11 protein-coding genes are annotated in these 13,168 nt (G+C 68.0%); 2 read left to right on the top strand and 9 right to left on the bottom strand.

Features of this window, described 5'->3' with window-relative positions:
* Window positions 1-2 precede the first annotated feature (2 nt).
* Genes mce through AABF56_RS33245 form a run of 5 tightly spaced genes read right to left on the bottom strand, consistent with a single transcriptional unit; the run spans window position 3 to window position 6,473 of the window.
* Window positions 3-404 (bottom strand): methylmalonyl-CoA epimerase, encoded by a 402-nt coding sequence (gene mce / locus AABF56_RS33265; RefSeq protein WP_244768878.1) that lies wholly within the window; start codon window positions 402-404, stop codon window positions 3-5.
* A gap of 7 nt (window positions 405-411) precedes the next feature.
* Entirely contained in the window at window positions 412-2,550 is a 2,139-nt protein-coding gene (scpA, locus tag AABF56_RS33260) for a methylmalonyl-CoA mutase (RefSeq protein WP_272808905.1), read from the bottom strand.
* Window positions 2,551-2,605: 55 nt separating this feature from the next.
* Window positions 2,606-4,624: an acetyl-CoA carboxylase biotin carboxylase subunit gene (locus AABF56_RS33255; RefSeq protein ID WP_272808904.1), complete on the bottom strand. Its 2,019-nt coding sequence runs from the start codon at window positions 4,622-4,624 to the stop codon at window positions 2,606-2,608.
* Entirely contained in the window at window positions 4,624-4,926 is a 303-nt protein-coding gene (locus AABF56_RS33250) for a hypothetical protein (RefSeq protein ID WP_272808903.1), read from the bottom strand. Before AABF56_RS33250 ends, AABF56_RS33255 begins: the two co-directional genes overlap by 1 nt.
* A 14-nt stretch (window positions 4,927-4,940) precedes the next feature.
* Window positions 4,941-6,473 carry an acyl-CoA carboxylase subunit beta gene (locus AABF56_RS33245; RefSeq protein ID WP_272808902.1) on the bottom strand — a complete coding sequence of 511 codons (1,533 nt, stop codon included), beginning with the start codon at window positions 6,471-6,473 and terminating at the stop codon, window positions 4,941-4,943.
* A gap of 119 nt (window positions 6,474-6,592) precedes the next feature.
* On the opposite strand from AABF56_RS33245, the gene AABF56_RS33240 reads away from it, so the two are divergent.
* Both AABF56_RS33240 and AABF56_RS33235 read left to right on the top strand, forming a co-directional pair.
* Window positions 6,593-8,002 (top strand): helix-turn-helix domain-containing protein, encoded by a 1,410-nt coding sequence (locus AABF56_RS33240; RefSeq protein WP_272808901.1) that lies wholly within the window; start codon window positions 6,593-6,595, stop codon window positions 8,000-8,002.
* 76 nt (window positions 8,003-8,078) lie between these two features.
* Complete coding sequence (locus AABF56_RS33235) at window positions 8,079-9,158, top strand: threonine aldolase family protein (RefSeq protein ID WP_272808900.1); 1,080 nt, start codon at window positions 8,079-8,081, stop codon at window positions 9,156-9,158.
* 282 nt (window positions 9,159-9,440) lie between these two features.
* Here AABF56_RS33235 and AABF56_RS33230 read toward each other — a convergent pair whose 3' ends face one another.
* The 4 genes from AABF56_RS33230 to AABF56_RS33215 are packed head-to-tail and all read right to left on the bottom strand — an operon-like array spanning window position 9,441 to window position 13,094.
* Entirely contained in the window at window positions 9,441-9,848 is a 408-nt protein-coding gene (locus AABF56_RS33230) for a cupin domain-containing protein (protein WP_272808899.1), read from the bottom strand.
* A gap of 8 nt (window positions 9,849-9,856) precedes the next feature.
* On the bottom strand, window positions 9,857-11,233 hold the full coding sequence (locus AABF56_RS33225; RefSeq protein WP_272808898.1) for an NAD-dependent succinate-semialdehyde dehydrogenase: 1,377 nt from the start codon (window positions 11,231-11,233) through the stop codon (window positions 9,857-9,859).
* Window positions 11,230-12,015 (bottom strand): hydroxypyruvate isomerase family protein, encoded by a 786-nt coding sequence (locus AABF56_RS33220; protein ID WP_272808897.1) that lies wholly within the window; start codon window positions 12,013-12,015, stop codon window positions 11,230-11,232. Before AABF56_RS33220 ends, AABF56_RS33225 begins: the two co-directional genes overlap by 4 nt.
* Entirely contained in the window at window positions 12,015-13,094 is a 1,080-nt protein-coding gene (locus tag AABF56_RS33215; RefSeq protein ID WP_272808896.1) for an Ldh family oxidoreductase, read from the bottom strand. Before AABF56_RS33215 ends, AABF56_RS33220 begins: the two co-directional genes overlap by 1 nt.
* Window positions 13,095-13,168: the final 74 nt, after the last annotated feature.

Raw genomic sequence — 13,168 nt, 5'->3', positions numbered from 1 at the left:
CGTCAGTTCTCCTCGAACTCGACGAGCGTGCCCTGGAAATCCTTGGGATGGGCGAAGACGACAGGATTGCCGTGCGCGCCGGTCTTCGGCTCGCCGCCGCCGAGCAGGCGGATGCCGTTTTCCGTCGCCGTGCCGATGGCCGCCGAAATGTCGTCCACGTCGAAGCAGATGTGGTGGATGCCGCCCGCCGGCTGGCGTTCCAGGAAGGCGGCGATGGGCGAATTCGGCCCCAGCGGCTCCAGGAGCTCGATCTTGGTGTTCTCGAACTCCACGAAGACGATGCGCACGCCGTGTTCCGGCAGGTCCTGCGGCTCGGTCGTCGCAACGCCGAGGTCGCGGTAGCGGCTGGCCGCCGCTGCCAGATCCGGGACGGCGATGGCGATATGGTTGACGCGTTTCAGCATGTTGGCCTCACTGGTTCCTGCGGCGGCCTTCGATCAGGTCGAGCACCGTCCGGGCGGCATCGAGCACGTTGGTGCCCGGGCCGAAGACGGCGGCCACCCCGTTGTCCATCAGATAGGAATAGTCCTGCCGCGGGATGACCCCGCCGCAGACGACGATGATGTCCTCGCCGCCCTTGGTCTTCAGGGCCTCGGCAAGCTGCGGCATCAGCGTCTTGTGGCCGGCGGCGAGCGAGGAGACGCCGATGACGTCGACGCCCTTCGCCGCGGCCATGGCGGCCGCTTCGTCCGGCGTCTGGAACAGCGGCCCCGCCAGCACGTCGAAGCCGAGGTCGCCGAAGGCCGAGGCGATGACCTTGGCGCCGCGGTCGTGGCCGTCCTGGCCGAGCTTGGCCACCATCACCCGTGGCTTGCGCCCGAGCTTTTCGGCGACGCCGTCGAGACGCTCCGTCAGGACCGACAGTTCCGGTTCGCCCTCATAGGCCTTGCCGTAGATGTTGCGCACGACCTTGGGCTCGGCGACATGGTTGCCGAAGACCGCGCGCAGGGCATCGGAGATCTCGCCGACGGTGGCCCTGGCGCGGGCGCAGTCGACAGCCGCGTCCAGGATATTGCCCTCGCCGGTGCGGGCGGTCTCCTCGAGGCGCGCGAGCGCGGCCGTGACGGCGGCGGAATCCCGCCGGCGCCGGATCGCTTCGAGCCGCTTGATCTGCGACGAGCGGACGGCGGTGTTGTCGATCTCCAGCGTGTCGATCGGCGCTTCGTCCTCCAGGCGGAACCTGTTGACGCCGACGATCACCTCCTCGCCCTTGTCGACCGCCGCCTGCCGGCGCGTCGCCGCCTCCTCGATCAGCCGCTTCGGCAGGCCGGCATCGACCGCCTTGGTCATGCCGCCCATCGCCTCCACCTCCTCGATCAGCGCCCAGGCCTTTTCCGCCAGCTCGCTGGTGAGGCTTTCGACGTAGTAGGAGCCGGCGAGCGGATCGACCACCCTGGTCACGCCCGTCTCGTTCTGCAGGATGAGCTGGGTGTTGCGGGCGATGCGGGCGGAAAACTCCGTCGGCAGCGCGATCGCCTCGTCCAGCGCATTGGTGTGCAGCGACTGGGTGCCGCCAAGGGCTGCCGACAGCGCCTCATAGGCGGTGCGGATGACGTTGTTGTAGGGGTCCTGCTCCTGCAGGGAAACGCCGGAGGTCTGGCAATGGGTGCGCAGCATCAGCGAGGACGGCTTCTTCGGCTCGAATTCCTGCATGATGCGCGTCCACAAGAGCCGCGCCGCGCGCAGCTTGGCGGCCTCCATGAAGAAGTTCATGCCGATGGCGAAGAAGAAGGAGAGGCGGCCGGCGAAATCGTCGACGTCGAGGCCCTTGGCGAGCGCGGCGCGGACATATTCGCGCCCGTCGGCCAGCGTGAAGGCCAGTTCCTGCACCAGCGTCGCGCCGGCCTCCTGCATGTGGTAGCCGGAGATCGAGATGGAGTTGAACTTCGGCATCTGCCGCGCGGTATATTCGATGATGTCGGCGATGATCCGCATCGAGGGGGCGGGCGGATAGATATAGGTGTTGCGGACCATGAACTCCTTGAGGATGTCGTTCTGAATGGTCCCCGACAGCTTTTCGCGCGGGACGCCCTGTTCCTCGCCGGCCACGATGAAGCTGGCGAGGATGGGGATGACGGCGCCGTTCATCGTCATCGACACGGAAATCTTCTCCAGCGGGATGCCGTCGAACAGGATCTTCATGTCCTCGACGCTGTCGATGGCGACGCCCGCCTTGCCGACATCGCCGACGACGCGCGGATGGTCGCTGTCATAGCCGCGATGGGTGGCAAGGTCGAAGGCGACCGACACGCCCTGCTGCCCGGCGGCCAGATTCTTGCGGTAGAAGGCATTCGAGGCCTCGGCGGTGGAGAAGCCGGCATATTGCCGGATGGTCCACGGCCGCCCCGCATACATGGTCGCGCGCGGCCCGCGCACGAAGGGCGCAAAGCCGGGCAGCGAGGACAAGTGGTCGATGCCCTCGATATCGGCGGCCGTGTAGAGCGGCTTGACGGCGATGCCCTCCGGCGTCTGCCAGGTCAGCGTCTCGGGGGAGGCCTTCAGCTCCTTTTCGGCCAGCGCCTGCCAGTCGGCGATCGTCTTCTCGTTCATCGGGCGCCCTCCTGCCGGCCGCGATCAAGGTCGTTTGCCATCATTCGAACTCCCATCATTCGAACTCCATGATCAGCTCGTCGACCGCAAGGCTCGCGCCCGGCTCGACGGCGACGCGGCTGACGACCGCGCGCTTTTCCGCGCGCAGGATGTTCTCCATCTTCATCGCCTCGACGACGGCGAGCGCCTGCCCGGCCTCGACCGTATCGCCCGCCTTGACGCTGACGGAGGTGATGACGCCCGGCATCGGGCAGAGCAGCATCTTCGAGGTGTCCGGCGGCTGCTTCTTCGGCATCAGCCGCGCCAGCGCCGCGACCCGGCCCGAACGGACATGGGCCTTGACGTCCATGCCCCGCCAGCGCAGGCGGATGGCCGGGCCGACGAGATCGACCTTCATGCCGACCGTCTCGCCGGCAATGGTGAAGGAGGCATGGGTGGAGCCCGGCACGAAGCTGCCGGCGACGGGCAGCACGGTGCCGTCGGCAAAGCGCACGCTGGCGCCCTCCACGCCGGTTTCCAGCGTCAGGGCAAGCTCGGTCTCGCCGAAGCGCACGACCCAGTCCTTGCCGAGGACGCGGCGGTGGTTGCCGATCGTGCCGGAAATCTGCACGGCGCGGGCCTGCATCACCTGGTTGACCGAGGCGGCGACGGCGGCAAGCACCCGCGCGGCCTCTCCATCCGGCTCGACGCCGTTAAAGCCGTCCGGGAACTCCTCCGCGATATAGGCGGTTGTCAGCCGGCCCTCGCGGAACCGCGGCTGCTGCATGACGGCCGACAGGAACGGCAGGTTGTGGCCGACGCCCTCGACCTCGAAAGCGTCGAGCGCGCGGGCCATGGCATCCACCGCCGCAAGCCGGGCCTCCGCCCCCTCGCCCGGTGCCCAGGCGCAGAGCTTGGCGACCATCGGGTCGTAATACATCGAGATCTCGCCGCCCTCGTAGACGCCGGTATCGTTGCGCACGACCGTGCCGTCGGCCGCCTTGCCCTCGGCCGGCGGGCGGTAGCGCGTGAGGCGGCCGATCGACGGCAGGAAGTTGCGGTAGGGGTCCTCGGCATAGAGGCGGCTTTCGATCGCCCAGCCGTCCAGCTTCACGTCGTCCTGCCCGAAGGCCAGCTTTTCGCCGGCGGCGACGCGGATCATCTGCTCGACGAGGTCGATGCCGGTGATGAGCTCCGTCACCGGATGCTCGACCTGCAGGCGCGTGTTCATTTCGAGGAAGTAGAAATTGCGGTTCCCGTCGACGATGAACTCCACCGTACCGGCGGAATGGTAGCCGACGGCCTTCGCCAGCGCCACGGCCTGCTCGCCCATGGCCTTGCGCGTTGCCGCATCGAGGAAGGGCGACGGCGCCTCCTCGATGACCTTCTGGTTGCGCCGCTGGATCGAGCATTCGCGCTCGCCGAGATAGAGCGTGCTGCCGTGCTTGTCGCCCAGCACCTGGATCTCGATATGGCGCGGCTGCGTGACGAACTTCTCGATGAAGATGCGGTCGTCGCCGAACGAGCTCTTCGCCTCGTTCCGGGAGGACTGGAAGCCCTCGCGCGCCTCCGCGTCGTTCCAGGCGATGCGCATGCCCTTGCCGCCGCCGCCGGCGGACGCCTTGATCATCACGGGATAGCCGATGCGCGAGGCGATCGTCACCGCCTCGTCGGCATCCTCGATCAGGCCCATATGGCCCGGCACCGTGTTGACGCCCGCCTCCGCCGCCAGCTTCTTCGAGGTGATCTTGTCGCCCATCGCCTGGATGGCGCCGACCGGCGGGCCGATGAAGGCGACGCCCTCCTTCTCCAGCGCCTCGGCGAAGGCGGCGTTTTCCGACAGGAAGCCGTAGCCGGGATGCACGGCGTCCGCGCCGGTCTTGCGGATGGCGTCGAGGATGCGGTCGATGACGATGTAGGACTGTGCCGACGGCGCCGGCCCGATATGCACGGCCTCGTCGGCCATGGTCACATGCAGCGCGTTGCGGTCGGCATCGGAGTAGACCGCGACGGTGGGAATGCCGAGCCTGCGGGCGGTCTTGATGACGCGGCAGGCGATCTCGCCGCGATTGGCAATCAGGATTTTCTTGAACATCAGGTGTCTTCCGGTCCCGGTCTGTCTTTGTATTTCTTTTCGTAAGGCATCAGCAGGATGGCCGAGGCCGTCGCGGCCCCGCCGAACAGCGAGGCGAAGGGCACGACGAGCAGCAGCACCGGCATGACCGGATCCGCCGCGCGGGCGATGCGCGTGCCGATGCCGCCGATATCGAGGACGATGACGGCGGCGGCCGTCGCCGCGCCGATCAGGCCGCCGACGAGCGCATGCAGCATCATGAAGCGCAGCATGTGCCAGTGATCCTTGCGTGCCTCCTCCGGCGTCAGTTCCGGCCGTTCCATCCTCCCCGCCCTCGTCAAAGGGGTATCGTGTCGTGCTTCTTCCAGCGCGTCTCCACCTGCTTGTTTTTCAGCGATGCGAAGGCCCGGGCGATGCGCCGGCGCGAGGAATGCGGCATGATCACCTCGTCGATGAAGCCGCGCTCGGCGGCGACGAAGGGATTGGCGAAACGTTCCTCGTATTCCTTCGTGCGGGCGGCGATCTTCTCCGCATCGCCGAGCTCCGAGCGATAGAGGATCTCGGTCGCGCCCTTGGCGCCCATGACGGCGATCTCGGCGGTCGGCCAGGCATAGTTGACATCGGCGCCGATATGCTTGGAGGCCATGACGTCATAGGCCCCGCCATAGGCCTTGCGGGTGATCAACGTCACCATCGGCACCGTCGCCTGGCTGTAGGCGAAGAGCAGCTTGGCGCCGTGCTTGATGATGCCGTTATATTCCTGCGCGGTGCCGGGCAGGAAGCCGGGCACGTCGACGAGGGTCAGGAGCGGGATCGAGAAGGCATCGCAGAAGCGCACGAATTTCGCGGCCTTGCGGGCGGAATCGATGTCGAGGCAGCCGGCCAGCACCATCGGCTGGTTGGCGACGACGCCGACCGTCTGGCCTTCCAGCCGGATGAAGCCGGTGATGATGTTGCGGGCGAAGGCCTCCTGCAATTCGAAGAAATCGCCCTCGTCGGCCAGAGCCAGGATCAGCTCCTTCATGTCGTAGGGCTTGGTCGAGCTTTCGGGCACGAGGCTGTCGAGGCGCATCTCGAGGCGCGCGGGGTCGTCGTGGAACGGGCGGACCGGCGGCTTCTCGCGGTTGTTGAGCGGCAGGAAATCGAAGAGCAGCCGGACATTCTCCAGCGTCTCGACGTCGTTCTCGTAGGCCGCGTCGGCGACGGAGGACTTCTTCGTGTGGGTGCCGGCGCCGCCGAGTTCCTCGGCGGTGACGATCTCGTTGGTGACGGTCTTCACCACGTCCGGGCCGGTCACGAACATGTAGGACGTGTCGCGCACCATGAAGATGAAGTCGGTCATGGCCGGCGAATAGACGGCGCCGCCCGCGCAGGGGCCCATGATGACGGAGATCTGCGGGATGACGCCGGAGGCCTCCGCATTGCGGCGGAACACCTCGGCATAGCCGGCGAGCGAGGCGACGCCCTCCTGGATGCGCGCGCCGCCGCTGTCGTTGAGGCCGATGACCGGGGCACCGTTGCGCACCGCCATGTCCATGATCTTGCAGATCTTCTGGGCATGGGTTTCCGACAGCGAGCCGCCGAGCACGGTGAAATCCTGGCTGAAGACATAGACCTGCCGGCCGTTGATCGTGCCCCAGCCGGTGACGACGCCGTCGCCCGCGAAGGTCTGCCCCGCCATGCCGAAATCGACGGCCCGGTGGGTGACGTACATGTCGTATTCCTCGAAGGAGCCCTCGTCGAGCAGCACCTCGATGCGCTCGCGCGCCGTCAGCTTGCCCTTGCCGTGCTGGGCGTCGATGCGCTTCTGGCCGCCGCCGAGCCTCGCCTCGCTGCGGCGTTGTTCGAGTTGTTCAAGGATGTCGCGCATGAAGGCTCCCACTGGTGTCGTCTGGTAGTCATACCGGTTTGCACAGGTTTGCTGAAGTCTTGATCGGGCGCGAATGTGGAATTATAAATTCGCGAATTGAAACTTGCGAAATTGCGAACATGGCACTCGGAAAACTGTTCATCGGCCTGAAGGTGCGCGAGTTGCGCGTGGCGAGCCAGCAGACGCAGAGCCAGTTCGCCAAGCGCATCGGCATCTCCACCAGCTACCTCAACCAGATCGAGAACAACCAGCGCCCCGTCTCCGCCGCCGTGCTCTTGCAGCTCGCCGACAAGTTCAACCTCGACATCAGCGAGCTTTCGCGCGGGGAGACCGACCGGCTGCTCTCGGCGCTCAGCGAGGCGCTCGCCGACCCGATCTTCGAGAGTTTCAGCCCTTCCCTCCAGGAACTCAAGCTGATTTCGCAGAACGCCCCGGCGCTCGCCCATGCACTCGTGCTCGCCCACCAGGCCTATCGCCGCAAGAGCGAGCAGCTGGCGAGCCTCGACCACGACCGCGAGAACGCCCCCGGCCTCGGCGCCACGCCCTACGAGGAGGTGCGCGACTTCTTCCATTTCGTCGACAACTACGTGCACGCGCTCGATGTTCTTGCCGAAACGCTGGCGGCCGGCCTCTACGGTGCGGGCTTCGACCGCAGGTCCGCCCTCGTGCGCCACCTTGAAAAGCAGTTCGGCGTCTCGGTCGCCTTCGCCGAGACCAATGACGGCCCGCTGCGCCATTACGACCGCGAGCGGAAGGTGCTGACCCTCAACCGGCTCTCGGCGAACCCGACGCAGGTCTTCCAGCTCGCCCACCAGGTCTCCCAGCTCCATGCGGCACAGGAGATCGAGGAGATCGTGCAGCGGGCGAATTTTCGCACGGACGAAGCAAGGGACATCTGTCGCATCGGGCTGCACAACTATTTCGCCGGCGCCCTCGTCATGCCCTACGGTGAATTCCTTTCCGCCGCGCAAAAACTGCGCCACGATATCGAACTGCTCTCCGCCCGCTTCGAGGCCTCGCTGGAACAGGTCTGTCACCGGCTCTCCACGCTGCAGCGGCCGGGCAGCAAGGGCGTGCCGATCTTCTTCGCCCGGATCGACCGCGCCGGCAACATCACCAAGCGACACAGCGCGACCAAGCTGCAATTCGCCCGCTTCGGCGCGGCCTGTCCGCTGTGGAACGCCCACCGGGCCTTCGAGGTGCCGCAGGGCATCATCCGCCAGCTGGCCGAAACGCCCGACGGGGTGCGCTATCTCTGTCTTGCGACGCAGACCTTCAAGGGCACCGGCGGCTTTGCCGCCACGCGCACGGGCTATGTGCTCGCCTTCGGCTGCGAGGTCTCCTATGCCGACCAGTTCGTCTATGCCGACGACCTTGCGATCGGCGAGCGCTCCCGCTTCGAGCCGATCGGCATTTCCTGCCGGCTGTGCGAGCGTGGCAACTGTCCGAGCCGCGCCGTCCCGCCGATCCGCGGCCGCCTGCAAGTCGATCCCGACATCCGCGAGACGATCCCCTACCGTCTTGCCTGAGGGGCCGGCTTGCCTTTCGCCGGGCGGTCCCTGCATAGTCCCGGCCGATTTCGAACACGGGAAGGACCGACGAGACATGCCGACACAGCCCCGCCTCATCGATCTTGCCGCCGACACCGCGACGCGCCCCTCCAAGGGCATGCGCCAGGCCATCGCGGCGGCGCCCGTGGGCGACGAGCAGCGGGGCGAGGACCCGACGACGCTGGCGCTGGAGGCGCGGTCGGCCGGGCTTCTCGGGCAGGAGAAGGCGCTGTTCCTGCCGTCCGGGACGATGGCGAACCAGATCGCCTTCCTCGTCCATTGCCGGGCGGGGGACGAGATCGTCTGCGCGGAGAACGCCCATGTCTTCGGCTCGGAGGGGGCGGGGGCGGCCGCGCTTTCCGGCGCGCAGTTCCGGCCGATCGAGACGGCGACGGGCCTCTTTTCCGTGGAGGACGTCGCCCGCCGGCTGCGGGCGCCGCGCCACCGTTCGCCGCGCAGCCGGGTCATCGCCATCGAGCAGACCACCAACCGGGGCGGCGGGCGCATCTGGCCCGAGGCGGAGATCCTCGCCCTGAAGGCGCTGGCGCAGGAGAAGGGGCTTGCGCTGCACATGGACGGCGCGCGGCTGCTCAACGCCGCTGTCGCCACCGGCCTTGCGGCGGCGCGCTTCGCCGCGCCCTGCGACAGCGTCTGGATCGACCTCTCCAAGGGACTGGGATGCCCGGTCGGCGCCGTGCTGGCGGGACCGGAGGCCTTCATCGAGGAAGCCCTGGTCTGGAAGCACCGGCTCGGCGGGGCGATGCGGCAGTCCGGCATCCTCGCCGCCGCGGGGCTCTATGCGCTCGACCACAATGTCGCGCGCCTGGCGGAGGACCATGACAATGCCCGGCGGCTTGCCGCGCTCCTTGCCGGCGTGCCGGGCCTGACGCTGCAACCCGAGAGCAGCTTCACCAACATCCTCTTCCTCGACCTTGCCGGCACGGGCGTTGCCGCGCGCGCATTGGCCGAGGCGCTGCTCGGCGCGGCGATCCGCGTCAATGTCGAGGGCGTAAGCCGCATCCGCCTGGTCACCCATCTCGATATTTCGGCCGGGGACGTCGAGACCGCCGGGCGGGCGATCGTGGCGGCGCTGGCGCGGCTGCGGGCCGCTCCGCAAGGTCATGCCGCGCCATAGAAAAGGCTGCGCGCCATACCCCCTGTCAGCTACAGGGCAATCGCATATGGAATTCGGCATTACCGTTCTTCCCCTTCTCCCCCGCGGGGAGAAGGTGCCGGCAGGCGGATGAGGGGGATGGCGAAGGCAGGGAAGTTAGGAATCCCACCCGAATCACCCCCTCATCCGACCCTTCGGGCCACCTTCTCCCCGCGGGGGAGAAGGGGAAGGCGGCAACGTTGAATTCCATATGCGATTGCCCTGCCGTCCGATGGGTAGCAGCCGGCGGCAGGGCTTTCTCCGTCATTTCGGTGCGTGGCCGTGTTCGGCGTCGATCGACCGGCTCTCGCCTGTCGCGACCATGGTGCGGGTGGCGTCGACCGTGGCATAGGTCCAGAAGATGCGCATCGGCTTGTCCGACGCGTTGATGAAGCGGTGCGGCACGTTGGCCGGGATCCAGGTCGTGTCGTTGGTGGCGAGGTGGTGCTCGACACCGTCGATCTCGGCGATCGCCTCGCCCTCGATCACCATGACGCTCTCCTCGCAATTGTGGAAATGCAGGCCGATTGCGGCGCCGGGATCGAAGGCGGTGATGCCGTTGATCATGCTGGTGGAGCCGCAGCGGCGGGTGACGAGCGGCGTGGTGCGCGCGCCGCCGCCGCGATCGTTGGTCTTCAGTTCGTGCGGGCGCAGGATGGCAGGTTCGGGCATGTGGGACCTCACTTGGAAGGACCGATCCAGACGGTCTTGACGTTGACGAATTCGCGGATGCCGTAGACGCCGAGCTCGCGCCCGTAGCCGGAGCGCTTGATGCCGCCGAAGGGGTAGCGCGGGTCGGAGGCGGTCATGCCGTTGATGAAGACGGCGCCGGCATCGATGCGGGCGGCAAGCGCCCGGCCGCGGGCTACGTCGCCCGTCCAGAGCGCGGCGCCGAGGCCGTATTCGCTGTCATTGGCCATGGCGACGGCCTCGTCTGCGTCCTTCGCGCGGATGATGGCGGCGACCGGGCCGAAGGTCTCCTCACGGAAGGCGGTCATGCCGGGCCGGACATGATCGAGCACGGTCGGCGGATAGTAGAAGCCGTCGCCCTCGACCGGCGCGCCGCCGAGCTTCAGCACGGCCCCTTCGGCGAGCGAGCGCTTCACCTGCTCGTGCAGGCCGGTGCGCAGGTTCTCGCGGGCCATCGGGCCGATCTTCGTGTCGCGCGCCATGGGATCGCCGATCGTCAGCGCGGCGGCCTTTTCGACGAAGAGCGCGGTGAAGCGGTCCGCCACGGCCTCCTCCACGATGAAGCGCTTGGCGTTGACGCAGGACTGGCCGACATTGATGTAGCGCGCCTTGACGGCGGTCTCGGCGGCGGCGTCGAGATCGGCATCGGCGAGCACGATGAACGGGTCGGAACCGCCGAGCTCCAGCACCTGCTTCTTCAGCGCCTTGCCGGCCTGCGCGGCGACGATGGCGCCGACCTCGGTCGAGCCGGTCAGCGTCACGGCGGCGATGCGCGGGTCGGCGATGAGGCCGGCGACCCTGGACGTGTCGACGAGGAGCGTCGCCGTCAGCCCGGCCGGGGCGCCGGCGGCCTCCATCACCTCCTGCACGGCGAGCGCGCATTCCGGCACGTTGTTGGCATGCTTGAGGATGGCGCCGTTGCCGGCGGCGAGCGCCGGGGCGGCGAAGCGGAAATACTGCCAGAACGGATAGTTCCACGGCATGATCGCCAGCACCACGCCGAGCGGCTCGAAGGCGACGACGCTTTCGCTGGCATTGGAGGCGACGGGCTCGTCGGCGAGATAGGCCGGCGCATGCTCGGCATAGAAGTCGCAATTATACGCGCATTTCTCGATCTCGGCCTCGGCTTCCGCGATGGGCTTGCCCATTTCGCGCACGATCATCCCGGCATAGCGCGCCTTGCCGGCGCGCAGCGCCGCGGCCATGCGGGTGAGCAGCGCCACGCGCTCGCCGACCGGCACGCGCCGCCAGGCACGCTGCGCCCGGGCGGCCGCTTCCAAAGCGGCGTCCACGGCGGCATCGTCCTGCAGGTCGAAGCTGCGGATGGGCCGGCCGGTGGCGGGGTTGACGGAGGTGATGGCTGTCATGGCGAAACCTTTTCGGAAAGGAGCCGCTTCCAGCCGGGCAGGAAGGCAGCGCTGGCGGATGTCGCGGCGGAGGGGATGTATTCGAAGCCGATGGCGCCGGCATAGCCCGCCGCCGTGAGGGCGGTAAGGACGGACTCGAAGGAGAGCGTGCCGGTTCCCGGCTCGTGGCGGCCGGGATGGTCGGCGATATGGACATGGCCGAGGCGGCCGGCGTTCCGCGTGATCCAGCGGCGCGGGTCCTCGCCGAGCACGGCGGCATGGTAGGTGTCGAACAGGAGGGCGAAACGGCCCTGGAACTGGTCCTGCAGGTCCGCAGCGAGGGTAAGGCTGCCCATGTGGTAGCCGGGAATGGTGATCGCCTCGACGAGCACCCGCACGCCGCTGCCCTCCACCCGGTTCAGCGCCCAGGAGAGGTTGAGCCTGTAGGTCTCGGCGGCATCGAGGAGCCCGCCCTTCGGCACGCCCGCCATGGGGTGGACGAAGGGGCAATCGACCTCCAGCGCATAGGCGAGCGCGCGGTCGAAGCCGGCGCGGAACTCCGCCTCGCGGCCGGCGAGCGCGGCAAGGCCCTTCTCGCCCGCAGCCGCATCGCCCATGCCCGAGGTGACCTGCGAGAAGGTGAGGCCGAGATCGGCAAGGCGGGCCCGCATCTCCTTCGCCGGCACCGCCCAGGGCTCCGGATGCTCGACGGCGGTGAAGCCGTCGTGCGCCGCCGCCGCCGGCCGCTCGGCAAGCGGCAGGTCTGCGTAGAGATAGCCGATATGGGCGGAGAGACGGTTCATCAGGCCGCCTCGAATGGGGCCGCGCTGCCTTCCGGCACGGCGATGCCGGCGCCCGCGCCCTCGGCGGCAAGGTCCGCGACGACATTGCCGGTGACGGGAATGCCGGTGCGGCGGCGCTCGTCCTCGCGGCGCTGCTCCGGTTCGCCCGGCATCATGATCTCCTCGACGCCGGCCGCGCGCGGCAGCCGCTTGATGCGCTCGTAGAATTCATCCATCCGCGCGCCGAAATCGTCCAGCGAGAGGAAGAGGTCGGGCTTGATGGCGAAGAACAGGTGGCCGACATTCTGCGGCTCGGAATGGTCGAAATAGAGGCTCTTCACGTCGCCGCCGAAATTCGCGCCGGTGAGGACGCCGGACATCAGGTCCATCAGCGTCGCCAGCACCGAGCCCTTGACGCCGCCGAAGGGCAGGCAGACGCCCTCGAAGGCCTTGGCGGCGTCCGTGGTGGGGTTGCCCTCGACATCGAGCGCCAGGCCCTCGGCTATCGGATCGCCCTTCATGGCGGCGAGCCGGATCTTGCCGCGCGCAATCACCGTCATCGCCATGTCCATGAGATAGGGCGGGTGCTTGCCGCCCGGAATACCGGCGGCGATGGGGCTTGCGCCGAGGAAGGTGGTGCGCCCGCCCCACATCGGAATGGCGGGCGAGGAATTGGTGAAGATCATCGAGATGAAGCCGCGCTCGATGGCGCGCAGCGCATAACACGCCCCCATGCCGAAATGGGTGGAGCGGCGGACGCCGGCAAGGCCGATGCCCATCTCGCCGGCAATGTCGCAGGCGGCGTTCATAGCGATGTTCGAGGCGATGAAGCCCATGCCGTTGTCGCCGTCGACCGCGGCGACGGCGCCAGCCGCCTTCGTCACCGTCACGTCGGGGCGCGGATTGACGAGGCCGCGCTTCAGCCGCTCCAGATACATCGGGATGCGGCTGACGCCGTGGCTGTCGACGCCGCGCAGGTTCGCCTTGACGAGGTCGCCCGCGATCAGCGCCGCGTCCGCCTCGCTCATGCCCACGGAGAGGAACAGGGCTTTGGCGTATCGGATCAGGTCTTCGGCTCTAAAATAAAGCGTTTCGGCCATTTCGGGCTCCCGGAGGGTTGCGACCGCCCGCCCGGCCGCAGGGAGGCGGCCGGTCAGGCATCGGCGTGGATGGT

This window comes from Shinella sp. WSC3-e, assembly GCF_945994535.1.
Taxonomy (GTDB): domain Bacteria; phylum Pseudomonadota; class Alphaproteobacteria; order Rhizobiales; family Rhizobiaceae; genus Shinella; species Shinella yambaruensis.
Note: the sequence above shows the minus strand (reverse complement) of the source record. Positions and strands in the feature narration are given on the sequence as shown.

Bases quoted from the DNA above. Each gene is read 5' to 3' on its own strand.
- mce (WP_244768878.1), bottom strand. From the start codon at position 404: ATGCTGAAACGCGTCAACCATATCGCCATCGCCGTCCCGGATCTGGCA.
- scpA (WP_272808905.1), bottom strand. From the start codon at position 2,550: ATGAACGAGAAGACGATCGCCGACTGGCAGGCGCTGGCCGAAAAGGAG.
- AABF56_RS33255 (WP_272808904.1), bottom strand. From the start codon at position 4,624: ATGTTCAAGAAAATCCTGATTGCCAATCGCGGCGAGATCGCCTGCCGC.
- AABF56_RS33250 (WP_272808903.1), bottom strand. From the start codon at position 4,926: ATGGAACGGCCGGAACTGACGCCGGAGGAGGCACGCAAGGATCACTGG.
- AABF56_RS33245 (WP_272808902.1), bottom strand. From the start codon at position 6,473: ATGCGCGACATCCTTGAACAACTCGAACAACGCCGCAGCGAGGCGAGG.
- AABF56_RS33240 (WP_272808901.1), top strand. From the start codon at position 6,593: ATGGCACTCGGAAAACTGTTCATCGGCCTGAAGGTGCGCGAGTTGCGC.
- AABF56_RS33235 (WP_272808900.1), top strand. From the start codon at position 8,079: ATGCCGACACAGCCCCGCCTCATCGATCTTGCCGCCGACACCGCGACG.
- AABF56_RS33230 (WP_272808899.1), bottom strand. From the start codon at position 9,848: ATGCCCGAACCTGCCATCCTGCGCCCGCACGAACTGAAGACCAACGAT.
- AABF56_RS33225 (WP_272808898.1), bottom strand. From the start codon at position 11,233: ATGACAGCCATCACCTCCGTCAACCCCGCCACCGGCCGGCCCATCCGC.
- AABF56_RS33220 (WP_272808897.1), bottom strand. From the start codon at position 12,015: ATGAACCGTCTCTCCGCCCATATCGGCTATCTCTACGCAGACCTGCCG.
- AABF56_RS33215 (WP_272808896.1), bottom strand. From the start codon at position 13,094: ATGGCCGAAACGCTTTATTTTAGAGCCGAAGACCTGATCCGATACGCC.